The organism is Streptomyces sp. MGP-BFMKR1 (assembly GCF_057766585.1).
On record NZ_CM173408.1, the window covers coordinates 3,404,079 to 3,429,946 of the forward strand.

The window sequence follows — 25,868 nt, forward strand, 5'->3', positions numbered from 1 at the left end:
CCGGACGGACACCTGCCGGCAGCAACAGCCGCACCCCGTCCCGGTACTCAACCCGCCAGGCTGTCCGGAACCAGCTCGACGAGGTCGAGGTCGAGGTCGAGGCAAAGGCAGGGGCAGAAGGCCGCGACCGTGGCCCGTGCCTCGCACGCCAACCGCTGCCCGTCGCCCGACGCCTGAGCCGCACTCCGTTCCGCGTCAGCGCCGTCTGATCGGACGCCCGTTCAGGGTCTCGCCGTCCGCCGGCTTCGTGCTCGTCCCGTACCGCCTACGCCCGCCCGCCGGCGCCCGCGCCCGCCCGGTGTTCGCGCCACCCGCCGACGTTCGGGCCACCCGGCAGCTCCGGGCGGCCGGCGGCTCGGTGATCAGCGGGTGGCGCGGTAGCTGGCCGCCGCCTGGTCGAAGTAGCGGTCCACGGCGCCGCGTTCGTCGGCCGGGCCGATGATCTGGAGCACGTGGTACCGGCCACTGATGATCATGGCGAGGTTGCGCACGTACACCTGCCGCCCGCTGGTGTCCTTCCAACCGAAGGCGCCCTCGGCCATCGCGGTCTGGCCCACGTCGATCCGGCGCAGCCCGGTGGCCGACGCCCAGTCGGAGTCGCGGTACGGGGCCAGCTCCGGCTCCAGGTTCTGCTGGTACTTCATGGGGTCGCTGCCGTACTCGGCGGTCTTGTCCCGGCCGGGCACGACGATCATCTCGTAGTCGCTGCCGAGGTAGCGGATCTGGCCACGGCCGTTGGGCGGGCGGCGCTTCCAGTCCTCGGCGACGGCGACCTGGAAGCCGTCCGGGTCCTTGCGCAGCGCGAACCCCTTGGCCAGGGCGGTCGGGTCGGTGGACTGCGGCTGCTGCCCGGTGGGCGCTCCGTCGCCGGCCCGCTCGCCGGGGTCGACGCGGCCGGCTTCCGGGTCGGTGGCCGGCGGGCCGCTGTGCGACGTGCCGGCGCCACGGTCCGGGCCCTCCCCCTCGTCGGCCTTGGGCATGAACAACATGGCGTACAGCACCCCGGCCGCGAGCAGCAGCAGTATCAACACCAGGAGCAACCGGCCCAGGTGGCGCGGGGCGCGCGCGCCGGGCGCGCGGGTGTCGCGGAGCGGGGCGGTGTCGTGCGCCTCCAGGCGCAGGTGCTTCTCCTGCCGGGGCGCCGCGTCGTGCGTCTCGTGGCGCTGTCGGGGCACCCGGGGCGGCTTGCCCCGCTTGTGCCGGTGCCGGCCGTGCAGGGTCGCGGCCTGGCGCCGGCGGCGCACCAGTTCGCCGCGGCGGCGCAGGATCGGCAGCCGCCTGGGGTCGCCGGTGCCGATCGCCTCGGCGGGCGGCACGGTGACGGTGCGGCTGCCGACGTCGGGCTCGGGCGCCGACCTGATCAGCGAGCGCAGCCAGCCGCGCAACTCCTCGAAGTCCGGGCGCTCGGTGGGGTCCTGGCGCAGCAGCGACTCGACCACGGGTCGCAGCGCGCCGCACTCCTCGGCGTACGCGGGCGGCTCGGCGCACACCAGATGGACCAGCTCGCTCGCGTTGTCCTCGGGGTAGGGCGCGTGCCCCTGCACCGCGCGGAACAGGAGTACGCCAACGGCCCACAGGTCGGCGGCCGGGCCGACGGGCGGGGCCAGCCGCCAGTTCTCGTGCACCGGGCCGGCCTGCTCGGGGGCCCAGCGCTCGGTGACGGCGCCGACCACGACGATGCGCGCCTGCCGGGCCCGCTCGGCGGCGAGCGCGGAGTCGGGCCCGCGGTAGCCGTCGCCGCCCCGGGGCGCGGCGGGGGCCACGCGCGCGTCGGCGTCGGCTTCGTCGGCCGGCTCGCTCGCCTCGGGTGCCCCCGGTTCGGCGCCCTCCTGGTCCTCGTCCCAGTACGGCTCGTCGCGGCCCTCGGCCCACCACTCGTCCTCGACCGCCGCGCCCGGTCGCGCCCCGGCCGCACCCGGCGCCACGGCGCGCGCGCCGGCGGCCGGGCCGGTGCCCGATGTCGTGTCGGTCGTGTCGGTCGTGTCGGCGGGTGAGCCCTCGACGGCCTCGCGCGCGGCGGCCCGCGCCCCGGCGCGGTAGGCGGCGATGGCGCCGGCGCGCGGCGCGCGCGACGGCGTGGCCCGCCCGTACGGGTCCGCTCCGCCCTCGCCCGGGCCGCCGCCGGCTGGCGCGGCGCCGCCCGGCGGGCCCTGGTCCCGGTAGACGGGGCCGGCGGGGCCGCGCCGTACGACCGGGGCCGCCGGCGGCGGCATGGCGTTCCGCGCCGGGCCCGGGCCGGGCGGCGGGCCGCCCGGGGCGGCCTCCCGCACCGAGTCGGGGCCGGTGCCGGGGCGGGCCGACGGCACCGCGCCGGCGTCCACCCGCGGGGTGCCGGCCGCCGGGCGCGCGCCCGGCTCCGCCGCGCGGGCGGGGACCGCATCGTCCAGCGGCTCGCGCGGGCGGGGGGCGCGCAGCGCCTCGGGCACCGGGTCGTAGCCGCACAGCGCCTCCTCCGCCGCGCCCGCCGCCAGCCCGGTGAGCATCGCGCGGCCGTCGTCGCAGACCAGCACGGTACGGGTGGTGATGTTGCGGTGCGTCCAGCCGTGCGCGTGCAGGGCGCGCAGCGCGGTCAGCACGTCGGCGGCGACCTCGGCGGCGCGGTGCGGGGTGAGCGGGCGCTCGGCGAGCAGCGCGGCCAACGGCCGGGCCGGCACGTACTCGCTGACGATCCACAGGCTGCCGGCCTCGGCGAAGACGTGGAAGACCTGGTCGAGTCGGGGGTGGTCGGGCACCTGGGCGGCGGCGGTGGCCGCGTCGATGGCGCGCCGCACGGCCGGGTCGCCGATGCCGTCGAGGTGCGCCGGCCTGCGCCGCGCGTCGAGGCCGCCGCCCGGCCAGCCGCCGGCGCCGTACGCCCCGTGGGCCGCGCCCTCGCCGACCACCTCGGCCTCGACGACCTCGGGCAACGGCACCTGCCTGAGCAGGACTTCCTGGCCGCTGTAGGTGTCGAACGCGCGGGTTTCCACGAACTCGTACTCATCGGCGGGCGGCAGCGGCAGTCGATAGCGGTCGGCGAGTACCCGACCCGCGTAGTCGTCCACGACGCCTCCCCAAGCGCGCGATTCGCCCAAGGCTCACCGCGCGTCACCGTTCTACCGGTCTCTAACCCCGCGCTTGTACAGCTACCCACGGCGGCGGGTTCTCACGATACGGGCCCGAGCGGCTTCCTGCCGACCGCTCCACCGACTCCGCTCGTTCGACGGCGGCCCGGCACGGCCCTTGCGCCGCAAGGGCACCGGGCGCGCTCCCACTCCAGAGCGTACGACCCGTCAGCCGCGCGGGGTGAAGGTGCGCAGCGCGGTCTGTCGCAGCGTCGCGCACTCCTTCTCCGTCCAGGCGTCCCTGGCGCAGGTGATCATGACGGCGTAGCCGCGGTGGGCGTCCACCTTGAAGCCGCGGTTGAGCACCCGCACCGCCTGGCCGCGCTGCTGGCGCTCGAAGCTCCAGTCGGCGACGGTCGGGTAGCCCTTCCACTGCACGGAGCGGATGCCCAGGCTCCGGTAGCCCTTCATCGTGCGGGAGGCACCGGGCTCGGCGCCGCGCCACGCCTTGGCGGCGTCGGGCAGCGGCTTGGCGTTGAAGTCGACCTGTACGCGCGGGAATCCGCCGGAGGCGCTGTAGACCGTGCCGCCGCTGTAGCCCGGGATGGGCCGCTTCTGCCAGCCCTTGGGCAGCGCCATGCCGAAGTGGAACGCGTCGTCGCTCACCCGCTGGTAGCCGGCCGGCAGCGCGTCACCCGGCTGCTCGGACTTCCCGTCCCCCTGGTCCTGTCCGTCCTTCCCCTCGCCCTGGTCGGTGGGGTCCTGGGCGCCGGTGGACGGCGCGTTCGCGTCGTCGTCGCCGGTCGGGTCGGGCTCGGTGGTCTGGTCCTGGCCGCTCGAAGCGGTGGGCTGGGCACCGGACTTGTCGCCGTCGCCGCCGCCGTCCAGGGCGAAGGCGAGCACCGTGCCCAGCACGGCGAGCAGGACGACGACCACGACGATGACCAGCGTCCGCTTGGGCACCACGTCGGTGATCGAGGCGCGCGAACCGCCGGCGGGCCCCGGCGCGGCCGGCGCCCCCGGGACGGCGTGCGGCCGGGGCGGGGTCGCCGCGTCCCGGCGCGGTGTGGGCTGACCACCGCTCGCGAGGCCGGTGGCGCTCGCCGCGCGGCCCGCGGGTCGGCCGGCGGCGCCGGGCAGTGTGCCCGCGGCCGGCGTCTGGTGGGCCCGGCCGGGGCGCGGCGGCGTCAACGGGCCGGTCGGCGCCGCGGGCAGCGGCATGGTGCGGGTCGGCTCGACGGCCGACACCGGCCGGTCGATGACGTCGTCGGGCGCGTTGACCGCGGCCGTCAGCAGCGCCCGCGCGCCGGCGTCGTCCAACCGGTGCGTCGGGTCCTTGGCCAGCAGGCCGTAGATGACCTCCTCGAGCATGCCCGCGTTCTTCGGCGGGTCGAGCGGCTCGGTCATCACGGCCGTCAGCGTGGCGATGGCCGTGCTCTTGTCGTACGGCGGGACGCCCTCGACCGCCGCGTACAGCAGGCCGCCGAGCGACCACAGGTCCGACGGCGGCCCCGGCCGGTGGCCGCGGGCGCGCTCGGGGGCGATGTAGGACGGCGCGCCGACCAGCATGCCGGTCGAGGTCACCGACGGGTCGCCCTCGACCTGCGCGATGCCGAAGTCGGTGAGCACGACCCGGCCGTCGTCGGCGATCAGCACGTTGGACGGCTTCACGTCGCGGTGCAGGATGCCCTCGCGGTGCGCCGCGCGCAGCACGTCGAGGACGGCGAGGCCGACCTCGGCGGCCCGGCGCGGGGTGAGCGCGCCGTCGTCGCGTACCACGTCGGCCAGGGAACGGCCCTCGATCAGCTCCATGACGATCCACGGCCGGTCGTCCTCGTCGACGACGTCGTACACCGTGACCGCGCCGTTGCTCCGAATCCGGGCGATGGCCTTGGCCTCGCGCAGCGTACGGGTGATCAGGCGGCGCTTCTCGTCCTCGTCCACGCTTGACGGAAAGCGCAGTTCCTTCACCGCGACGGTGCGGCCCAGCGTCTCGTCACGGGCTCGCCAGACCGTCCCCATGCCGCCCCGGCCCAGGACTTCGCCGAGCCGGTACCGCCCAGCGAGGAGGCGCCCAGTCGTGCCCTGCGTCTGCTCCGCCTCCGACATGCGTCCCCTCTGCAATCAACCCACCCTGGCAGAGCGTCCATTGTCTCTCATCCACGAACGGGCGGAAGTACCGGCCCAGCGCGCGCGTGGGCGCGCCCCGGTCACGACACGGGGCGACGGGGTGTCGCGCGAGGCGCGCGGGGGGCCAATCATTTCCCGCCACTCCTGGTTGAGCAGGGACGTTCGACGCGGCCCCAGCGGCGCGCCGCGCCCGCTGTTCCCTCGTCATTCCGTAGATATTCGGCCAAGGTTCGGCCGGGCGTGGCCTCATCGACCGCCCGTACGGAGGGCCGGCGCGCGGCCGGGCGCCCTCCGCACGGTCCGAGCGCCCGCGCGGGCCCGGCCGGCCCGGGTGGCGGAGCGCGCCGGGCACGTGGGCGGCGGGGCAGCGGCGGGATGGCCCGCGGGGCGCGGCCGGCGCCGCCGGGGCGCCGGGCGCCGGCGGTCACAGCGGCTGAATCTCCGGGGCGCCCAGCCGTGCCGCGTCCGCCGTCAGGTCGTCCGGCTGGCGCTGCGACTCGCGCTCGGCCTCCACCCGCTTCTCGTACCGCTCGACCTCCCGCTCCACCTGACCCGCGTCCCAGCCAAGGACGGGCGCCATCAGCTCGGCGACCTCGCGGGCGCTGTGCGTGCCGCGGTCGAAGGTCTCGATGGAGATGCGGGTGCGCCGGGTCAGTACGTCGTCCAGGTGGCGGGCGCCCTCGTGGGAGGCGGCGTAGACGATCTCGGCGCGCAGGTAGTCCTCGGCGTGCGGCAGCGGTTCGCCGAGCCGTGGGTCGGCGGCGATCATCTCCAGGAGTTCGTCGGCGAGCGAGCCGTACCGGTTCAGCAGGTGCTCGACCCGGGCCACGTGCAGCCCGGCGCGGCGGCCGAGCCGGGCCCGCGCGTTCCAGCGGGCGCGGTAGCCCTCGGCGCCCACCAGCGGCACGTCCTCGGTGACGCAGCCGGCGACGCGCTGGTCGAGCCCGTGCACGGCCTCGTCCACCGCGTCCTTGGCCATCACCCGGTACGTCGTGTACTTGCCACCCGCGACCACGACCAGCCCCGGCAGCGGGTGCGCGACGGTGTGCTCGCGCGAGAGCTTGCTGGTCGCGTCCGACTCGCCGGCCAGCAGCGGGCGCAGCCCGGCGTACACGCCCTCCACGTCGTCCCGGGTGAGCGGCGTCGCGAGCACCGAGTTGACGTGTTCGAGCAGGTAGTCGATGTCGGCGCTGGAAGCGGCCGGGTGCGCCTTGTCCAGATCCCAGTCGGTGTCCGTGGTGCCGATGATCCAGTGCCGGCCCCAGGGGATGACGAACAGCACGCTCTTCTCGGTGCGCAGGATCAGCCCGGTCGTGGAGTGGATGCGGTCCTTGGGCACGACCAGGTGGATGCCCTTGGAGGCGCGGACGTGGAACTGGCCGCGCTCGCCGATCATGGCCTGGGTGTCGTCGGTCCACACCCCGGTGGCGTTGACGACCTGTCGGGCGCGCACCTCGAACTCGCCGCCCTGCTCCAGGTCGGAGACCCGGGCCCCGACGACGCGCTCGCCCTCGCGCAGGAAGCCGACGACGCGGGCGCGGTTGGCCACGGTCGCGCCGTACGAGGCGGCGGTGCGCACCAGGGTCGTCACGAAGCGCGCGTCGTCCATCTGGGCGTCGTAGTACTGCAACGCGCCCACCAGCGCGTCCTTGCGCAGAGCGGGCGCCACGCGCAGCGCACGGCCGCGCGTCAGATGGCGGTGGACGGGCAGCCCGCGGCCGTGTCCCGAGGAGACCGACATGGCGTCGTAGAGGGCGACGCCCGAGCCCGCGTACAGCCGCTCCCAGCCCTTGTGTTGCAGCGGGTACAGGAACGGCACCGGCTTGACCAGGTGCGGCGCGAGCCGCTCCAGCAGCAGCCCGCGCTCCTTCAGCGCCTCGCGTACGAGGGCGAAGTCGAGCATCTCCAGGTACCGCAGCCCGCCGTGGATCAGCTTGCTGGACCGGCTGGAGGTGCCCGCCGCCCAGTCCCGCGCCTCGACCAGGCCGGTGGCCAGGCCGCGGGTCGCGGCGTCGAGCGCGGTGCCGGCGCCGACCACGCCGGCGCCGATGACCAGCACGTCCAGCTCCTGCCCCGCCATCTGGGCGAGCGCCGTGGCGCGCTCCGCCGGTCCCAGGGTCGCTGTCCTCACCACTGCCTCCCACTGTGATCGGGGTCACGCTCACTTCTGTACGATTTTGACCGCTTGGGGCCTGCCCAGCCAGCCTGCGCCGCCGTCCCGGCCCACTACGCCACCCGGGTGACCAGCACCGCGCGCCCCACGCCCGGCGGCGAACAGCACCCGGTTCCCCGCGCCACCGCACCCCCCGCCTACCCCGCCACCCACGGCCCTGCACTCCCGCCCCACGCGCCCGCGCGCCCGCGCGTGACCTCCCCGCGCCACCCGCGCCCGGCTCGGAAACCCCCGCACCGCGTACGCCGCCCGCGCCCCCGCACGCCCCCGTCGCGGGCCGCACCGCGACCAGGCCACACCCGCGTCGCAGACCGCACCACGACGGGCCAGGCCCCCAAGCGGGCTACGCCGCGTCAGGCCCGGCCCTCAATCCGCACCGTGGGTCATATTTCCGCTTAGTGTGAATTCGCGCCATCCGGAATCGCCCTGGAAGGACGGCACCTCCATGCGCGCCGATCTCGCCGTCATCGGCCTCGGCCACCTCGGCCTCCCGCTCGCCCAGGCCGCGACCGCCGCCCACCTCCACACCATCGGCTACGACCCCGACCCGCACACCGTCGCCGAACTCACCGCGGGCCGCCCGCCCGGCGGCTGCGCCGGGGGCGGCGCGGCGCAACAGGAGCCCGGGGCCGGCCCACCGTCCGCGGCCGGCCTGCGCCGCATGCTGGCCGGGGGCTTCCGGGCCACCACCGACCCGGCCGTGCTCGGCCGCGTGCGCACCGCCGTCATCTGCGCGCCCACCCCGCTCGCCGCCGACCGGTCGCTCGACCTGACCGCCGTCGGCGACGCCGCCCGCACCCTCGCCGACCACCTGCGCCCGCACACCACGGTGCTGCTCGAATCCACCGTCTACCCCGGCACCACCGAGGAGTTCCTCCGCCCGATCCTCGAAGCCGGCTCGGGGCTGCGCGCCGGACGGGACTTCCACCTCGCCTACTCGCCCAGCCGGGTGGACCCCGGCAACCGCGCCTTCGGCTACGCCAACACGCCCAAGGTCATCGGCGGCCTCACGCCGGCCTGCACCGAGGCCGCCGCCGCCTGCTACGGGCGGTTCGCGGACAAGGTGGTCCGCGCCCGTGGCCCGCGCGAGGCGGAGGCGGTCAAGGTGCTGGAGAGCAACTACCGGCACGTCAACATCGCGCTGGTCAACGAGATGGCCATCTTCTGCCACGACATCGGCGTCGACCTGTGGGACGTGGTGCGCTGCGCGGAGACCAAGCCGTTCGGGTTCCAGGCGTTCCGCCCCGGGCCGGGCGTCGGCGGCCCCGGCGTCGCCGTCGACCCGGGCCACCTCGGCTACCCGGGCCGTACCCTCGGCTACCCGCTGCGGATGGTCGAACTGGCCCAGGAGGTCAACGGCCGGATGCCGCGCTACGTCACCCAGCGCTGCGCGACCCTGCTCAACGAGCACGGCAAGTCGGCGCGCGGCGCGCGGGTGCTGCTGCTCGGCGTCAGCTACAAGCCCGACGTCGCCGACCAGACCGGCGCCCCCGCCCGTGAGATCGCCTCCCGCCTCCAGGAACTGGGCGCCCAGCTCAGCTTCCACGACCCGTACGTCCCGCGGTGGCGCGTGCACGGCCGCCCGGTCCCGCGCGCCGAGTCCCCGTACGAGGCCGCGGCGGACGCCGACCTGACCGTGCTGCTCCAGCAGCACCGCACGTACGACCTCCAGGGCCTGGCCGCCAAGGCCCAACTCCTCCTGGACACCCGCGGCGCCAGCCCGGCCGGCACGGCCCACCGCCTCTAGCCCGCGCGGCCCCCCCTCACACGGCCCCCGCGCCCCGCGCCCTTCGGCCGTGAGCCTGGCGACATAACGGTCACACCGCCGCACATTCGCTCTATCGTGAACAGGCCCCGTTCCACGCCCGTACGCGAGCGCGTACGCCGACCGGCACGTCCGCCGTGCCCCGACCCACCCGAACAGCCGGCCCCTGGGCCTTCCCACGACCCCTCCGGGCGGACCGATGCCGCGACTGAGCACGCGCCGGGCGGCGGCGTGGGCGGAGGACCGGTTCCTCGCCCTGGTCCGCTCGCCCCGCCGCGACCTGCTGCTCGCCGTCACCGTCGCCGTCATCGTCGTCCCCGCGACGCTGCTGCGCCCGGAGCTGGGGCTGGTCCGCGAACTCTGGCTGACCCTGCTGATCGCGCTGGCGGGCACCGCCGCCATCGCCGTCCGCCGCCGGCACCCGACCGCCTTCGCGAGCGCGGCGGGCGCCGTCTTCCTCGCCAGCGGGCAACACCTGCCGCTGTACGTGGCGACCTACACCGCCGTCCGGCTGCGCCGTCCCTGGCTCGCGCTCGCCACCGTCGCGGTGCCGATCGCCGCGTGGACCACCAGCCACGCCTTCGACGGCGCGGCCCTCTTCGAGGAGCGGCCGGTCCTGAACGAACTCGGCGAACTCCTCTTCCCCGCCCTGCTCGGCCTCGCCGTGGGCGCCCAACAGACCGCCGAGCGTTCCCGGCGGGCCCAGTGGGAGAGCGAGCTGCGGGCCCGCGAGCTCGACGAGCGCAACCGCATCAGCGCCCTCGTCCACGACGGCGTGGGCCACCGGATCAGCCTGATGTCGATCCAGGCCGCCTCCATCGAGGTGCAACCCGGCACGGACGAACGCACCCGGAACAAGTGCTGGGCCATCTCGGACGCCGCCGGCGAGGCCATGGAGGAACTCCGGGTCGCCCTGGAGATGCTGCGCCGCCCGGCCTCCGTGGCCCGCCCGAGCGAGCCCCTGTTGAACGAGCTGGAACCGCTCCTGCGCACCTACCGCGCGCACGGCATGCCGCTGGAGGCCGAGGTGTCGGCGGCGGCCCACGACGCCCCCGAGCAGGCGCAACGACTGTGCTCCCGGGTGCTGCGCGAGGGCCTGAACAACGCGGCCCGGCACGCCCGCGGCGCCGCCACCCACCTGCGCGTCACCCGCACCGGCGACACCCTGCGGGCCAGCGTCGTCAACGCCCCACCGCCCGGGCCACGGCAGTCGCTGCCGGGCACCGGTCAGGGCATCAACGCGCTGGCCGAGACGCTGGTGCGCGTCGGTGGCACGCTGCGCGCGGAACCCGCACCCGACGGCGGCTTCCGCCTCACCGCCGAACTCCCCCTGACCGACCCCGACTCCGACTGACTCCGACTCGGCCACGCCCCCGGCTGACACTGATGCTCGCTGACACCGACCGCGACTCCGGCTGGCCACCGGCACGCCACCGCCGGGCGCGGCCCTCCCCCGCACGCCACCGGGCCCGACTTCCGCTGAGCGCCACCGCCACCGCCACCGCCATCGTCACCGCCACCGCCACCGCCACCGCCGTCCGGCGGGCGCGGGGCTCAGACCCGGGACATCTGCACCAGTCGCTGCGGCTGCGCGTCCAGCACCTTGCGGAGCGCGTCGAAGTCCTCCACGCACCGCCCGGTGCCCACCGCCACGCAGTCCAGCGGCTCGTCGGCGACCAGTACCGGAATGTCCAGCTCCTGGCTGAGCCGGGTGTCGAGGCCGCGCAGCAGCGCCCCGCCGCCGGTCAGCACGATGCCGCGGTCCATGATGTCGCCGGCCAGCTCCGGCGGCGTCTCGTCCAGCGTCTGCCGCACCGCGCTCACGATCGCCTCCACCGGTTCCGACAGCGCGTGCCGCACCTCGTCCGCCGTCAGCTCCAACGTCTTGGGCAGCCCGCTGGCGTGGTCCCGGCCGCGCACCGTGCACCGGTCCGGCGGCAACATCGCCTGGGTACGCTCCGCGTCGCTCTCCGCCGCGCCCTCGGCCGCCTCCTCCACCGCGGCGGCCTGCTCTGCGGGCAACTCCACGTCGGACCCGGCCCGCCGGCTGAGCGCGTCCAGGGTCTGCGCCGACCAGTAACCGGTGGGCGCCGCCGAGCCGATGGCCATCTTCACGTGCTCCGCCGTGCGCTCCCCCATCGCCAGCGAGTGCGCCTTCTTGACGTACGACGTGATCGCCGCGTCCATCGCGTCGCCCGCCGTACGGACCGAGCGCGCGGTGACGATGCCGCCCATCGAGATCACGGCGACCTCGGTGGTGCCGCCACCGATGTCCACGATCATGCTGCCGGTGGGCTCGCCGACCGGCAGCCCGGCGCCGATCGCCGCGGCCATCGGCTCCTCCACCAGGTGCACCTGCCGCACCCCGGCCTGCGAGGCGGCCTCGATGACCGCGCGCCGCTCCACACCGGTGATCCCGGACGGCACGCAGATCACCACCCGGGGCCGGGAGAACCGGCGCCCACCACTGACCTTCTTGATGAAGTGCCGAAGCATCCGCTCGGCTATCTCGAAATCGGCGATGACCCCGTCCCGCAGGGGGCGCACGGCCACGATGTTGGAGGGCGTACGGCCGATGGTGCGCTTGGCCTCCGACCCCACCGACAGCACCGTGCCGTCCACCGCGTTGACGGCGACGACCGATGGTTCGTTGAGCACGATCCCCTTGCCCCGCACGTACACCAGGGTGTTCGCGGTGCCGAGGTCAATGCCCATGTCACGTCCGCTGAACGACTTACTTTGCGCCATAAGATGAGATTATTCCCTATGCCGGATTCTTATCTCGGCTTAACGCCCGCCAGATGGCGCCCCCCTGAGCCCCTCCCGACCTGCGAGAGCCCCACGGCGCCCGCTCCACAAGCGGTCGCATGCTGTGGAGGCCCTGCACCAACTCTTCACGGCCGACAGCGCCGAATGGGCATATAGCGGGCCAGGTTGTCTCGGGCACGTCCCAGGCGTGTCACGGACAACTCCTCAGCTTGTCTGACCGTCCGACCAAGCTGTTAGTTTGTGGCTCGAAAATAACCAACCGCACTCCACCTTTTTCTGTCCCCGGAGCGCGGTCGCACACACCTTCATCCCCGGGGGATCTCATGAGCCAGCCTTGGCAGCAGCCACAACAGCCCCAACAGCCCCAGCAGCCAGGCGGGTACCCGCAGCAACAGGGTGGCTACGGCTACCCGCAGCAGCCCCACCCCGGTGGTCAGCAGCAGCCCCAGTACGGCGGTGGTTTCCCGCCACCGGCCCCCGCCCCCGCGCCCCAGGGCAACGCGGGCCTCGCCCTCCTGGCCGGCGTCGCCGCCGCCCTCGTCGGCGGGCTGCTCTACGCCTTCCTGCTGAGCGCGCTGGCGGACACGGACGGCCAGCAGCCGGAGATCACGCAGTTCGCCTACGCGGGTGTGGCGCTGGGCGCGCTCGTCGGCTTCGTCGTCGCCAAGCTGGGCGGGCGCAACCAGGGCCTGTGGATCGTCGGCGCGGTCTTCGCCCTCGTCGCCATCTTCCTCGGCGAGCTGTACGGCTACGCGATGGTCGCCAGCGACTTCGCGAGCAACGCCGTGGAGCGCATGGGCGGCGACGGCAGCGAGGTGCCGTCGGCGAACGACCTCTTCTTCGACCAGTTCGGCGACCTGTTCGACGCCTGGAAGGAAGACGCCGACGCCCTGACGTACATCTTCCTGGCGCTGTCGCCGATCGCCGCCTACGGTGCCGCGCACAAGCTGAGCAACCGCTGAGCGACGGGCTGACGCCCGCACTCCACGCACCAGCGCCGCGCCCCGCCGAAGTCAATCGGCGGGGCGCGGCGCTGTGTTGGACCGACCGTGGGTCGCCGAGGCCGGGCGAGCCGGGCCGCGCGGGGCGCGGGCCGGCTCGGTGGCGGGGCGACCGGGCAGGTCAGGGGCGGTGAATCGTCACCGCTTGTCGTGCTGCGACGGGGCGACCGTCACCTCGACCCGCTGGAACTCCTTCAGCTCCGAGTAGCCGGTGGTGGCCATCGAGCGGCGGAGCGCGCCGAAGAAGTTCATCGAGCCGTCGGGGATGTGCGAGGGGCCGAGCAGGATCTCCTCGGTGCTGCCGACCGCGCCGAGGTTCATCCGCTTGCCGCGCGGCACGTCCTCGTGGACGGCCTCCATGCCCCAGTGGTAGCCGCGGCCCGGCGCGTCGGTGGCGCGGGCCAGCGGGGAACCCATCATCACGGCGTCCGCGCCGCAGGCGATCGCCTTGGGCAGGTCACCCGACCAGCCGACGCCGCCGTCGGCGATGACGTGCACGTACCGGCCGCCGGACTCGTCCATGTAGTCCCGGCGCGCGGCGGCGACGTCGGCCACCGCGGTGGCCATCGGGACCTGGATGCCCAGCACGTTGCGCGTGGTGTGCGCGGCGCCGCCACCGAAGCCGACCAGGACTCCCGCCGCGCCGGTGCGCATCAGGTGCAGGGCGGCGGTGTACGTGGCGCAGCCACCGACGATGACCGGCACGTCGAGTTCGTAGATGAACTGCTTGAGGTTGAGCGGTTCGGCGGCGCCGGAGACGTGCTCGGCCGAGACGGTGGTGCCGCGGATGACGAAGATGTCCACGCCCGCGTCGACCACGGCCTTGGAGAACTGCGCGGTGCGCTGCGGGGAGAGCGCGGCGGCCGTCACGACGCCGGAGTCCCGCACCTCCTTGATGCGCTGGCCGATCAGCTCTTCCTTGATCGGGGCCTGGTAGATCTCCTGGAGCCGACGCGTCGCGGTGTGCTCGTCCAGCTCGGCGATCTCGGCGAGCAGCGACTCGGGGTCCTCGTACCGGGTCCACAGCCCTTCGAGGTTGAGCACGCCGAGACCGCCCAGCTCACCGATGCGGATCGCGGTCCGCGGCGAGACGACCGAGTCCATCGGCGCGGCCAGGAACGGCAGCTCAAAGCGGTAGGCGTCGATCTGCCAGGCGATCGAGACCTCCTTGGGGTCCCGGGTGCGACGACTCGGCACGATGGCGATGTCGTCGAACGCGTACGCCCTGCGACCGCGCTTGCCGCGGCCGATCTCGATCTCAGTCACTGTGTGGCCCTTCCTACGGATTACGCCCCCAGTATCCCCGACCGGGGGCACTGGGGGCGCACGGGATGGTCTGCGGGCGCATCACGCGAGGCCGCGCGCTCACTCCTCGACGAGGACCTGGGTGAAGTCCACGACGTGTACCACCAGGACCAGCAGCAGGCCGTCGCTGACCAGGTACTCGATGCCGATGTTCGGGGTCAGCGCCAGCGAGCGGGTGGTCTCGTCGCCCGAGATGGGCACCGAGATCTTCGGCTGCGGGTCCTGCGCCAACACCGTGAGGCCCCGCTCCAGCAGGGCCCGGCGGTCGCCGGGGAGCTCGTCGCGGACCCGGGCCGCTTCCTCGGTGAACTTCACCGCGTACAGCATCGGACCCCCTTCGGTAGGCGCCGACGAGCGTAGCGGCTGTCGCCCCGCCCCGGGGGCCGGAACGGCGATCGGCCCGGCCGTGGGGCGGCCGGGCCGATCGCACCAGTCGGTGGAGCCACCGGTCAGCGCCGCGAGTAGTTCGGCGCCTCGCTCGTCATCTGGATGTCGTGCGGGTGGCTCTCCTTGAGGCCCGCCGCGGTGATGCGCACGAAGCGGCCCTTGTCCTTGAGCTCGGCCACGTTGGCGGAGCCGACGTACCCCATGGAAGCGCGCAGGCCGCCGACGAGCTGGTGGGCCACCGAGGCGAGCGGGCCACGGTAGGGCACCTGGCCCTCGATGCCCTCGGGGACGAGCTTGTCCTCGGACAGGACGTTGTCCTGGAAGTAGCGGTCCTTGGAGAACGAACGGGCCTGGCCACGGGACTGCATGGCGCCCAGCGAGCCCATACCCCGGTAGGACTTGAACTGCTTGCCGTTGATGAAGACCATCTCGCCGGGCGACTCCTCGCAGCCGGCGAGCAGGCTGCCCAACATCACGGTGTCCGCGCCGGCCGCGATGGCCTTCGCGATGTCACCCGAGTACTGCAGGCCGCCGTCGCCGATGAGCGGCACGCCCGCCGCGTGGCAGGCGCGGGCCGCCTCGTAGATCGCCGTCACCTGCGGCACGCCGATGCCGGCCACCACGCGCGTGGTGCAGATCGAGCCCGGGCCCACGCCGACCTTCACGCCGTCCACGCCGGAGTCGATCAGCGCCTGGGCGCCGTCCCGGGTGGCGACGTTGCCGCCCACGACGTCCACCCGGACGTTCGACTTGATCTTGGCGATCATGTCGAGGATGCCGCGGCTGTGTCCGTGCGCGCTGTCCACCACCAGGAAGTCGGCCCCGGCCTCCACCAGCGCCTGCGCCCGGTCGAACGCCTCGTCGCCCACGCCGACGGCCGCGCCGACGACCAGCCGGCCCTCGGCGTCCTTGGCCGCGTGCGGGTACTGCTCGGCCTTGACGAAGTCCTTGACCGTGATGAGGCCCTTGAGCACGCCCGCCTCGTCGACCAGCGGCAGCTTCTCGATCTTGTGGCGACGCAGCAACTGCATCGCGTCCTCGCCGGAGATCCCCACCTTGCCGGTGACCAGCGGCATCGGCGTCATGACCTCGCGCACCTGGCGGCTGCGGTCCAGCTCGAAGGCCATGTCGCGGTTGGTAACGATGCCGAGCAGCTTGCCCGCCTCGTCGGTGACCGGCACGCCGCTGATGCGGAACTTCGCGCAGAGCGCGTCCGCCGTGTGCAGCGAGGCGTCCGGGCGGACCGTGATCGGGTCGGTGACCATGCCGGACTCGGAGCGCTTGACCAGGTCGACCTGGTTGGCCTGGTCCTCGATGGAGAGGTTGCGGTGCAGCACGCCCGCGCCGCCCTGGCGGGCCATCGCGATCGCCATCCGCGACTCGGTGACCTTGTCCATCGCCGCGGACAGCAGGGGGATGTTGACCCGCACGTTGCGGGAGATCCTGGACGAGGTGTCCACCGCGTTGGGCAGCACCTCGGAGGCGCCCGGCAGCAGCAGCACGTCGTCGTACGTCAGCCCGAGCATCGCGAACTTCTCAGGCACTCCGTCGACGTTGTCAGTCATGACACCCTTCCAGATGGTCTTGCCTCGGCGCGGACTCCCATGCTAACGGGCGGGGCGACCCCAACATTCCGCCCTCCGGCCACCCGGATGCCACATTCCACTTCCGGGCCGGTCAGCCCACTCGCCGCCGGCCGTACGTCCCCCGCTCCACCGGGCCCCACGTCCCCGCTCGGCCGGGACCACGGGCCCGCCGGGGGCGGGAAGCGGGTGGGACGAGAGGCGGAGGGGACGGGGAGCGGGTGGGCCGGGCGAGCGGTGTGGGCAGGGGGCGGGGAACGGGTGGGCCGGGCGAGCGGTGTGGGCGTCGGGCCCTACTGCTCGGCGAGGGCTCTCAACCGGCTCAGCGCGCGGTGCTGGGCGACCCGGACCGCGCCCGGCGACATGCCGAGCACCTGCCCGGTCTCCTCCGCGGTCAGGCCGACCGCGACCCGCAGCAGCACCAGCTCGCGCTGGTGCTCGGGGAGGTTGGCGAGCAGCTTCTTGGCCCAGGCGGCGTCGCTGCTGAGCAGGGCGCGCTCCTCGGGGCCGAGCGAGTCGTCGGGCCGCTCGGGCATCTCGTCGGAGGGCACGGCCGTACTGCCGGGGCGGCGCATCGCGGCCCGCTGGAGATCGGCCACCTTGTGCGCGGCGATCGCGACGACGAACGCCTCGAAGGGCTTGCCCGTGTCGCGGTAGCGCGGCAGCGCGCACAGCACCGCGAGGCAGACTTCCTGCGCCAGGTCGTCCACGAAGTGCCGGGCGTCGCCCGGCAGCCGGGACAGCTTCCTGCGGCAGTACCGCAGGGCGAGTGGGTGCACGAGGGCGAGGAGGTCGTGGGTGGCCCGATCGTCGCCCGCGGTGGCGCGGCGGACGAGGGTTCCGATGTCGCCAGGACCCGCGGCCACCGCCGACCCTGGCTTCTCGTCGTCACGCATCGGTCCATGGTGCCTTGGCGCCGCGACTTCCGTGGCACCGCGCCCGTGGTTGTACGTCGAAGCGTTATAAGCGGGAGCGTTCGCACTCAACTCGCGCGCCCTCCCCTCACGCCTGCCCAAGCCGTCCCCGAGGAACTCCATGCCTCAAGGATGCGGCAGCGCGGGCCGAACTGACACAAGCGGCTGCCACATCCGCCGCCCAGCACGCGGCCGGCTCGCCCACGGCGGTGGCCTCTTCGCTGGTCACGCGCGTGCGGAAGGTGACGTACGACCCACTCAAATCGGTTCCGGAGGCGTTCGTTCCCGCCGCCCCCGCCCACCGCGCGGCGGACGGGGCGCGTCACGCCGCCACCACGCCCCGCGGGGCGACGCGGGCGGTCAGCGGCACCGTCAGCGTCGTCCACCCAGCGAGCGGGAGGCAGGCGATCCATGGCGAGGGGCCCTAGCGGACCAGACCCCAGCGGAAGCCCAGCGCGACGGCGTGGGCCCGGTCCGAGGCGCCGAGCTTCTTGAACAGCCGCCTCGCGTGCGTCTTCACCGTGTCCTCGGAGAGGAACAGCTCCCGGCCGATCTCGGCGTTCGAGCGGCCGTGGCTCATGCCCTCCAGGACCTGGATCTCGCGCGCCGTGAGCGTGGGCGCCGCGCCCATCTCGGCCGAGCGCAGCCGGCGCGGGGCCAGCCGCCAGGTCGGGTCGGCGAGCGCCTGCGTCACGGTGGCCCGCAACTCGGCGCGCGAGGCGTCCTTGTGCAGATAGCCGCGGGCGCCGGCGGCGACCGCGAGGGCCACGCCGTCCAGGTCCTCGGCGACCGTCAGCATGATGATCCGGGCGCCGGGGTCGGCGGACAGCAGGCGGCGCACGGTCTCCACGCCGCCGAGTCCCGGCATCCGTACGTCCATCAGAATCAGGTCCGAGCGGTCGGCGCCCCAGCGGCGGAGGACTTCCTCGCCGTTGGCCGCAGTCGTCACGCGCTCGACGCCGGGCACGGTCGCCACCGCGCGGCGCAGCGCCTCTCGGGCAAGCGGGGAGTCGTCGCAAACGAGGACGGAAGTCATGGCCGCCCTCCGGAGCTGATGCGCGTCACCTTGAGCCTCCAGGCTGGGTACTTTTCGTCACCTGAGCGGTCGATCCGTCGGACATCTGCCCGAGCGCTTCATTCATCAACCGCCTCGCACTCTCAACGACGGTCACCCGAAAGAGTTACGGGGTGAGAGGGCCACCTTCGGCACGCTCCGTGAGGGGAGGAACACGTTCCGAACCGCGAGCCGCAGGCCGCGCCTCCTTCGGATCCTTTGCCCTATTTGGTGGCTTTTACTTCATTTCGGCGGCGTCTATGGCTAGATTCGCAATGAGTCATATTTACATCTGCTTACACAGCAGATGCGCGACCACGCGACACCCCGTCCGCATCAGATCGCCTGCAAGGGGATAGCAATGGCAGATTTCTCCCGCCTTCCCGGACCCAACGCCGACCTGTGGGACTGGCAGTTGCTGGCCGCGTGCCGGGGGGTCGACAGCTCGCTCTTCTTCCACCCCGAGGGCGAGCGCGGCGCGGCGCGCAGCGCGCGTGAGACCTCGGCCAAGGAGGTGTGCATGCGGTGCCCGGTGCGCGCCGAGTGCGCGGCCCACGCGCTCGCCGTGCGGGAGCCGTACGGCGTGTGGGGCGGCCTGACGGAGGACGAGCGCGAGGAACTGATGGGGCGCGCACGCCACCGGGCGATCGCCGCCGCCACCCCGTCGGCGAGCTGACGCCCCGCCCCGATCAGCAGAAACGTTTCTCCTGCCTGCGGGTCACCCCGAGCCTTTCCGGCCCCTCGCCCGCACCGCGACCCCCGCCGTACCGCATGAGCTGACCGCCGCACCGGCGGCCCACTTCCCACCCGTTTGGCGGAGCGCGGCGCGAGCAATGTGCGCGGGCGCGAACCCCGCTGGCGCGTCGGCGGAGCACGACCGAGGCGGGGCCCCGGTTCAGCGGGCGGCGTGCCGCGGGTCCAGCCGGCCGGGCGCGGACCGTGCCGCGGCGCCGGCGGCGACGGCGTGAGGCGCGGCGTCGAGTGCGCTGTCGGGGGCCGCGTCGGCAACGGCCGGGTCGGCGGTGGCGGCGGGCCGTGGCGGGTGGCCGACGGCGCGTCGGGAGGCGAGTTCCAGTCGGTCCAAGGTGGCCGCCACGGCCGGGACGCGCGTCAGGTCGGGCAGCGTGAGCGCCACCACCTCGCGGTGCACGGCGGGCTCGACGCGCACCGTACGCACCCCCTTCGTCCGCACCGACTCCAGCGCCAGTTCGGGCAGCACCGCGACGCCCAGGCCCGCGCCGACCAGGCCGACCACGGCCGGGTAGTCGTCGGTGGCGAAGTCGATGCGGGGCGTGAAGCCCGCCTCCTCGCAGACCTCGACCAGGTGCCGGCGGCAGCGCGGGCAGCCAGCGATCCACGGTTCCTCGGCCAGCTCCGCGATCCCCACCACCCGCGCCTCGGCGAACCGGTGCCCCTCGGGGACCAGGCCGATCAGCCGGTCGGTCAGCAGCGGGCGTACCGCCAGGTCGCTCCACTCGGCCGCGTCCCGCGGGGTGCCGGCCGCGCCGCCGACCCCCGGATAGCGGAAGGCCAGCGCGATCTCGCAGTCGCCGGCCCGCAGCAGTTCGACCGAGCGCGGCGGCTCGGCGTCCACCAGCGAGACCTCGGTGCCCGGGTGGGCCGCGCGCAGCTCGGCCAGGGCGGTGGGCACCAGCGCGGAGCTGCCGCTCGGGAAGGAGACCAGCCGCACCCGGCCCGCGCGAAGCCCGGCGATGGCGGCCACCTCCTCCTCGGCGGCGGTCAGCCCGGCCAGGATGCCGACCGCGTGCCGCAGCAGGGCGCGGCCCGCCTCGGTCAGCCGGATCTCACGGCCCGTACGGACCAGCAACGCGGTGCCCGCGGCCTGCTCCAGGGCCTTCATCTGCTGGCTGACCGCCGGCTGCGTACAGCCCAGGTCGCGTGCCGCCGCGGAGAAGGAACCGGTGGCGTCCACCGCGCGGAGCACTCGGAGGTGACGGGCCTCGATCATGCTTCGAGCATAAGGGACCCTTGGGGGGAAACGTAAAATTTCGCTCGACGCTTTGAGGGCGGGTCGCCTACCGTGCGGGCATGCACGTGCTCTCACTGAACCTCGGCCGCCCGGAGCGCTCCGCGCACACCGACGCCGAGCACACCGGCATCGACAAGCGGCCCGTCACGGGCCCGGTGGCCGTCAGCGCCCCCGGACCCAAGGGCGTCGGGGCCAGCGGGTTGGCCGGGGACGCCGTCTGCGACACCCGCCACCACGGCGGCGACGACCAGGCGGTCTACGCGTACGCGCGCGAGGACCTCGACGGGTGGGAGGGCGAGTTGGGGCGCGCGCTGCCCAGCGGCGTCTTCGGCGAGAACCTCACCACCAGCGGGCTCGACGTCAACGGCGCGCTGATCGGGGAGCGTTGGCGGGTCGGGCGCTCGCTGCTCCTTGAGGTGACCTCGCCGCGCACGCCGTGCCGCACCTTCGCGGGCTTCCTCGGCGAGCAGCGCTGGGTGAAGCGGTTCACGCGGGCCGGGCTGCCCGGCGCGTACCTGCGCGTCATCGAGCCGGGCGAGATCAGCGCCGGGGACCCCATCGAGATCGCGTACCGGCCCGAGCACGAGGTGAGCGTCGCCTTCCTGTTCCGCGCCAGCACCGGCGAACCCGACCTGTGGCCACGGGTGTTGGCGGCCGGCCGGGCGCTGCACCCGGAGGCGTACGAGAAGGCGCTGCGGCGCGCGGAGGCGGGCGGGCGCCGCGAGAGTTCCTAGTTCGTCCCGCTCGGCCCGGATGGCGGCGCGCCGCGCGGCCGTGGCGCGGCACTGACCAGGGCGTCCGTGTCCGCCGTCGCGCCGGGGCCGGATAGCGTGCCCCGTATGACGACTGCACTGATCACGGGAGCGACGGCGGGCATCGGCGCGGCGTTCGCGCGGCGGCTGGCCGCACAGGGAACCGCGCAGGCCAAGGGGCACGGGGCCGGGCACAACCTGGTACTGGTGGCGCGTGACGCGGGGCGGCTGCGGGAGCAGGCGACGGAGTTGCACGACCGGCACGGCGTGGAGGTCGAGGTGATCTCCGCTGACCTGTCCGACGAGGCGGGCATCGCGGCCGTCGAGGAGCGGCTCGGGGACCGCGCGCGCCCGGTCGACCTGCTGGTCAACAACGCCGGGTTCGGCAACAAGGGCCAGTTCCTGGACGTTCCGGTAGCGGACGAGTTGACGATGCTGAAGGTGCACTGCGAGGCCGTGTTGCGGCTGACCACGGCGGCCGTGGTGCCGATGCGCGAGCGGGGTCGCGGCGGGGTGGTGAACGTGGCCTCGGTCGCGGCGTTCGTGCCGCGCGGCACGTACGGGGCGAGCAAGGCGTGGGTCGTGCAGTTCACCCAGGGCGCGGCCCACGACCTGGGCGACTCGGGGGTGCGGCTGATGGCGCTGTGCCCGGGGTTCGTGCGGACGGAGTTCCACCAGCGGGCCGGGATGAACACCGAGAACATCCCCGGCTGGATGTGGCTGGACGCGGACCGGCTGGTGGACGCGGCGCTCAAGGATCTCGCGCGCGGCAAGTCGCTCTCGGTGCCCGACCCCCGGTACAAGGCGCTGACCGGCCTTGCCAGGCTCGCGCCCCGCGCCACGCTGGCCCGCGCCTCCTCCAGGACCGGCCGCCGCTACGGGCCGCGCTGACCCCTGTCCCGGATTCCCCAACCGGTCGCGTACGTGGGCGAGTTGGCGCCCTGCTTCGCGTACGACTCGTACACCTCGTACGGGCACGCGGCCCCCGCCGACCGCCGTCCGGCACGGCGCGCCCCGCGCGGGCGGATGTCAGGGCCATGTCCAGCGGCGGCCCGCTCCGGCCGACCCCAGGCCCAGAGCCGGGCCCGGCCCGGACGCGACGAGGCCCGGCGTTCCCCCTGAGGGGAGCGCCGGGCCTCGGCGGTGGTGCTGGCTGATCCGGGGATCAGTGGGAGTGGCCGTGGCCGTGGCCCGCGTCGGGCTCCTCCTCGGCCGGCTTCTCCACCACCAGGGTCTCGGTGGTGAGCAGCAGCGACGCGATGGACGCGGCGTTCTCCAGGGCGGAGCGGGTGACCTTGACCGGGTCGATGACGCCGGCCTTGATCAGGTCGCCGTACTCGCCGGTCGCGGCGTTGAAGCCCTGACCCTTCTCCAGGTCGGCGACCTTGGAGGTGATGACGTAGCCCTCAAGGCCGGCGTTCTCGGCGATCCAGCGCAGCGGCTCGACGACCGCGCGGCGGACGACGGCGACACCGGTGGCCTCGTCGCCCTCCTTGCCCAGGCCGCCCTCCAGCGCCTTGGCGGCGTGGACGAGCGCGGAGCCACCACCGGAGACGATGCCCTCCTCGACCGCGGCGCGGGTCGCGGAGATGGCGTCCTCCAGACGGTGCTTCTTCTCCTTGAGCTCCACCTCGGTGGCCGCGCCGACGCGGATCACGCACACGCCACCGGCCAGCTTCGCGAGGCGCTCCTGGAGCTTCTCGCGGTCCCAGTCGGAGTCCGTGGCCTCGATCTCGGCCTTGATCTGCGCGACCCGGCCCTTGACGTCGTCGGCGTTGCCGCCGCCGTCCACGAGGGTGGTGTCGTCCTTGGTGATGGTCACGCGGCGGGCGGTGCCGAGCACGTCCAGGCCGGCCTGGTCGAGCTTGAGGCCGACCTCCTCGGCGATGACGGTCGCACCGGTGAGGGTGGCGATGTCGCCGAGCATGGCCTTGCGGCGGTCACCGAAGCCGGGGGCCTTGACGGCCACGGCGTTGAACGTGCCGCGGATCTTGTTGACGACGAGGGTGGACAGCGCCTCGCCCTCGACGTCCTCGGCGATGATCAGCAGCGGCTTGGAGGCACCCTGCTGGATGACCTTCTCAAGCAGCGGCAGCAGGTCCTGGATGGAGCTGATCTTGCCCTGGTGGATCAGGATGTACGGGTCGTCGAGGACGGCCTCCATACGCTCCTGGTCGGTGACCATGTACGGGGACAGGTAGCCCTTGTCGAAGGCCATGCCCTCGGTGAAGTCCAGCTCCAGGCCGAAGGTGTTGGACTCCTCGACGGTGATGACACCGTCCTTGCCGACCTTGTCCATCGCCTCGGCGACCAGCTCGCCGACCTGCTTGTCCTGGGCGGACAGGCCGGCGACGGCCGCGATGTCGGACTTCTCGTCGATCGGGCGGGCGGTCGCGAGGAGGTCCTCGGAGACCGCCTTGACCGCGGCGTCGATGCCCTTCTTCAGGGCGGCCGGGGAAGCGCCGGCGGCGACGTTGCGCAGGCCCTCGCGGACCAGCGCCTGGGCCAGCACGGTGGCGGTGGTGGTGCCGTCACCCGCGATGTCGTTGGTCTTGGTCGCCACCTCCTTCACGAGCTGGGCGCCCAGGTTCTCGAACGGGTCCTCGACCTCGACCTCACGGGCGATGGTGACGCCGTCGTTGGTGATGGTCGGGGCGCCGAACTTCTTGTCGATGACGACGTTGCGACCCTTGGGGCCGATCGTCACCTTGACGGTGTCAGCGAGCTTGTTGACACCGCGTTCGAGGGCGCGACGGGCGTCCTCATCGAACTTCAGGATCTTCGCCATGGTTGCCTAAGTCCTCTCCAAAGAACTACGCCCCGGACGCCCGGTTGTTCAGACACGGGTGGCCGGGGCGCAGATCACGTAAAACTGGGTGAATTACTTCTCGATGATCGCGAGCACGTCGCGAGCCGAGAGGACGAGGTACTCCTCGCCGTTGTACTTCACCTCGGTGCCGCCGTACTTGCTGTACAGCACGACGTCGCCGACGGAAACGTCGAGCGGAAGACGGTTGCCGTCCTCGAAGCGGCCCGGGCCCACGGCCAGGACGACGCCCTCCTGGGGCTTCTCCTTAGCGGTGTCCGGAATGACCAGGCCCGAGGCCGTGGTCTGCTCGGCGTCGAGCGGCTGGACCACGATGCGGTCCTCAAGCGGCTTGATGGCAACCTTGGAGCTGGCGGTCGTCACGATCCGACCTCCCCCTTCGGAGATCTCACGGGGTTAACTGTCTGAGGTGGCGACCTGGTAGATCCGTCGTCGCGGGTGCCGGATCTGCCCGTCGCTGTGTTTGGCACTCCGCGATGTGGAGTGCCAGCCCTGAGACTAGGACGCGGTTAGCACTCGGTCAAGCGGAGTGCCAACGCGGCGCCGCTCGTCGGGCCCCGTACGCGGCGTGTCGGGGGGCGCGTACGGAGCGCGTGCCGGGCGCGTCCGGGTCGGCCGCCCGCCCGCGCGGCCCGGTCGCCGGTGCGCTGCGAGAATGGGCCGGTGAGCGCCACCACCCCGCCCGTCGAGACCTTCCACGCCCTGTTGACCGACGAGGGGCAGGCCCTGCTCGGCGCGCTGCGCGACCTCGACCCGGCCGCCGAGCTGACCGCCGCCACCAGGCTGCGCCGCGACCACCCGGCCGAGCTGGTCTCCGCCGCGATCGGCCAGGCGCGGCTGCGCCAGCGGGCGGCGGCGAAGTTCGGCGCGGCCGACGCGTACCGGATGTACTTCACGCCCGACGGCGTCGAGCAGGCCACCCGCGCCACCGTGGCCGCGCACCGGGCGGAGCGGTTCGCGACTCTCGGGGCGCGCCGACTGGCCGACCTGTGCTGCGGCGTCGGCGGCGACGCGATCGCGCTGGCGCGCGCCGGCGTGCGGGTGCTCGCCGTCGACCGCTCCCCGCTGACCTGCGCCGTCGCCCGCGCCAACGCGGCGGCCCTTGGCCTCGCCGAACTGATCGAGGTGCGCTGCGCCGACGTCGCCGACGTGGACACCGCCGGTTACGACGCGGTGTTCGTCGACCCCGCCCGGCGCGCCACCGGGCGGGGCGGCTCCACGACCGGCGGCCGGGGCCGGATCTTCGACCCCGAGGCGTACTCGCCGCCGCTGTCCTGGGCCGTCGGCGCCGCCCGCGCCGTCCCGCACGCGGCGCTGAAGGTCGCGCCCGGCGTGCCGCACGAGGCCATCCCACGGGACGCCGAGGCGGAGTGGATCTCGGACGGCGGGGACGTGAAGGAGGCCGTGCTGTGGTTCGGCACGGCCCCGGGCGCCCGCCGCGCGACCCTGCTGCCCGGCGGCGCCTCGCTGACCGGCGCGGGGCTCCCGGACCCCGAGCCGGGACCGGTGGGCCGCTGGTTGTACGAGCCGGACGGGGCGGTGATCCGGGCCCACCTGGTCGCGGACGTGGCGCAGCGGGTCGGCGGGCGGCTGATCGACCCGACGATCGCGTACGTCACCGCGGACGAACTGGTGCCGACGCCGTACGCCAGCGCGTACGAGATCACGGACGTGCTGCCGTTCAACGTCAAACGCCTCAAGGCGCTGTTGCGCGAGCGGGAGGTCGGGGTGCTGACGGTGAAGAAGCGCGGTTCGCCGGTGACGCCCGAGGAGCTGCGCAAGAAGGTCAGGCCGCAGGGCGCGGCGTCGGCGACGGTGTTCCTGACCCGGGTGGCCGGCGCGCCCTCCATGCTGATCGGCCGCCCGGGGCGGCCGGCCGCGTAGGGCGGTCGGGTCCGGCGCGGACGCGCGCGGGCGTGGGCCCGCGCGGGCGTGGGCGCGCGTTGGCGTGGGCGTGCGCTGGCCTGGGCGTCGCGGGCGTGGGCGCGCGCTGGCCCCGAGCAGGCGGTCTCCGGCGGGCGGGCGCTCCTGGGGCCGGCTTTCCGCCGCCGGACGCCTCGCCCGACGCGCCCCGGTGGCACGTCGGTTACTCCGGTACCGCTCGAATGTCTGGGCGACACTCCCGCACCAGGCGTATTTCCCGCCCTCGATGCCGAACGCACCGTGCTCCGGGCCCG

General features: G+C 74.0%; 18 protein-coding genes and 1 pseudogene. 7 read left to right on the plus strand and 12 right to left on the minus strand.

Annotated elements, in window-relative coordinates; genetic code table 11:
• Positions 1–362 precede the first annotated feature (362 nt).
• The 3 genes from AC3CHW_RS12795 to AC3CHW_RS12805 form a co-directional block, all read right to left on the minus strand.
• The gene (locus tag AC3CHW_RS12795; protein WP_488470538.1) at positions 363–3,041 is read right to left on the minus strand and encodes a protein kinase; all 2,679 of its coding nucleotides are present in this window, start codon (positions 3,039–3,041) and stop codon (positions 363–365) included.
• 228 nt (positions 3,042–3,269) lie between these two features.
• Entirely contained in the window at positions 3,270–5,150 is a 1,881-nt protein-coding gene (locus tag AC3CHW_RS12800; RefSeq protein WP_488470539.1) for a serine/threonine-protein kinase, read from the minus strand.
• A gap of 445 nt (positions 5,151–5,595) precedes the next feature.
• A complete protein-coding gene (locus AC3CHW_RS12805; protein WP_187061115.1) occupies positions 5,596–7,302 on the minus strand; it encodes a glycerol-3-phosphate dehydrogenase/oxidase in 1,707 nt (568 codons plus the stop codon).
• A 487-nt stretch (positions 7,303–7,789) separates the two neighbouring features.
• Here AC3CHW_RS12805 and AC3CHW_RS12810 point away from each other — a divergent pair, with 487 nt between their 5' ends.
• On the plus strand, positions 7,790–9,091 hold the full coding sequence (locus AC3CHW_RS12810) for a nucleotide sugar dehydrogenase (RefSeq protein WP_488470540.1): 1,302 nt from the start codon (positions 7,790–7,792) through the stop codon (positions 9,089–9,091).
• A 217-nt stretch (positions 9,092–9,308) separates the two neighbouring features.
• Positions 9,309–10,463, plus strand: a complete 1,155-nt coding sequence (locus AC3CHW_RS12815) for a sensor histidine kinase (RefSeq protein WP_488470541.1) — start codon at positions 9,309–9,311, stop codon at positions 10,461–10,463.
• Between the two features lie 200 nt (positions 10,464–10,663).
• Here AC3CHW_RS12815 and AC3CHW_RS12820 read toward each other — a convergent pair whose 3' ends face one another.
• Entirely contained in the window at positions 10,664–11,857 is a 1,194-nt protein-coding gene (locus AC3CHW_RS12820) for a rod shape-determining protein (RefSeq protein ID WP_488470542.1), read from the minus strand.
• A 344-nt stretch (positions 11,858–12,201) separates the two neighbouring features.
• Here AC3CHW_RS12820 and AC3CHW_RS12825 point away from each other — a divergent pair, with 344 nt between their 5' ends.
• Positions 12,202–12,840, plus strand: coding sequence for a hypothetical protein (locus tag AC3CHW_RS12825; RefSeq protein ID WP_398609698.1), 639 nt, complete (start codon positions 12,202–12,204; stop codon positions 12,838–12,840).
• A gap of 177 nt (positions 12,841–13,017) precedes the next feature.
• On the opposite strand, the gene AC3CHW_RS12830 is transcribed toward AC3CHW_RS12825, so the two are convergent.
• From AC3CHW_RS12830 to AC3CHW_RS12850, 5 genes are all read right to left on the minus strand, one after another.
• Complete coding sequence (locus tag AC3CHW_RS12830; protein WP_398609697.1) at positions 13,018–14,145, minus strand: GuaB3 family IMP dehydrogenase-related protein; 1,128 nt, start codon at positions 14,143–14,145, stop codon at positions 13,018–13,020.
• A 99-nt stretch (positions 14,146–14,244) separates the two neighbouring features.
• On the minus strand, positions 14,245–14,511 hold the full coding sequence (locus AC3CHW_RS12835) for a hypothetical protein (RefSeq protein ID WP_176163574.1): 267 nt from the start codon (positions 14,509–14,511) through the stop codon (positions 14,245–14,247).
• 122 nt (positions 14,512–14,633) lie between these two features.
• Entirely contained in the window at positions 14,634–16,136 is a 1,503-nt protein-coding gene (gene guaB, locus AC3CHW_RS12840; RefSeq protein ID WP_176163573.1) for an IMP dehydrogenase, read from the minus strand.
• A gap of 311 nt (positions 16,137–16,447) precedes the next feature.
• A complete protein-coding gene (locus tag AC3CHW_RS12845; RefSeq protein ID WP_398609696.1) occupies positions 16,448–17,050 on the minus strand; it encodes a sigma-70 family RNA polymerase sigma factor in 603 nt (200 codons plus the stop codon).
• A gap of 442 nt (positions 17,051–17,492) precedes the next feature.
• Complete coding sequence (locus tag AC3CHW_RS12850; protein ID WP_003948568.1) at positions 17,493–18,104, minus strand: response regulator transcription factor; 612 nt, start codon at positions 18,102–18,104, stop codon at positions 17,493–17,495.
• A 379-nt stretch (positions 18,105–18,483) separates the two neighbouring features.
• Between AC3CHW_RS12850 and AC3CHW_RS12855 the strand changes: the two genes are divergently transcribed.
• Positions 18,484–18,798, plus strand: a complete 315-nt coding sequence (locus AC3CHW_RS12855; RefSeq protein WP_176163571.1) for a WhiB family transcriptional regulator — start codon at positions 18,484–18,486, stop codon at positions 18,796–18,798.
• Positions 18,799–19,176: 378 nt separating this feature from the next.
• Here the strand turns inward: AC3CHW_RS12855 and AC3CHW_RS12860 are convergent.
• Positions 19,177–20,091: pseudogene (locus AC3CHW_RS12860) on the minus strand (LysR family transcriptional regulator); the annotation flags it as partial.
• 80 nt (positions 20,092–20,171) lie between these two features.
• Here AC3CHW_RS12860 and AC3CHW_RS12865 point away from each other — a divergent pair.
• Together AC3CHW_RS12865 and AC3CHW_RS12870 are read left to right on the plus strand one after the other, a co-directional pair.
• A complete protein-coding gene (locus tag AC3CHW_RS12865; RefSeq protein WP_488470543.1) occupies positions 20,172–20,846 on the plus strand; it encodes an MOSC domain-containing protein in 675 nt (224 codons plus the stop codon).
• A 105-nt stretch (positions 20,847–20,951) separates the two neighbouring features.
• Positions 20,952–21,755 (plus strand): SDR family NAD(P)-dependent oxidoreductase, encoded by an 804-nt coding sequence (locus AC3CHW_RS12870; protein ID WP_459250523.1) that lies wholly within the window; start codon positions 20,952–20,954, stop codon positions 21,753–21,755.
• A 274-nt stretch (positions 21,756–22,029) separates the two neighbouring features.
• On the opposite strand, the gene groL is transcribed toward AC3CHW_RS12870, so the two are convergent.
• Together groL and groES are read right to left on the minus strand one after the other, a co-directional pair.
• The gene (gene groL / locus AC3CHW_RS12875; RefSeq protein WP_398609693.1) at positions 22,030–23,652 is read right to left on the minus strand and encodes a chaperonin GroEL; all 1,623 of its coding nucleotides are present in this window, start codon (positions 23,650–23,652) and stop codon (positions 22,030–22,032) included.
• 93 nt (positions 23,653–23,745) lie between these two features.
• Complete coding sequence (groES, locus tag AC3CHW_RS12880; protein ID WP_014178834.1) at positions 23,746–24,054, minus strand: co-chaperone GroES; 309 nt, start codon at positions 24,052–24,054, stop codon at positions 23,746–23,748.
• 300 nt (positions 24,055–24,354) lie between these two features.
• Here groES and AC3CHW_RS12885 point away from each other — a divergent pair, with 300 nt between their 5' ends.
• The gene (locus AC3CHW_RS12885; protein ID WP_488470544.1) at positions 24,355–25,575 is read left to right on the plus strand and encodes a class I SAM-dependent methyltransferase; all 1,221 of its coding nucleotides are present in this window, start codon (positions 24,355–24,357) and stop codon (positions 25,573–25,575) included.
• The last annotated feature ends 293 nt before the right edge of the window (positions 25,576–25,868 follow it).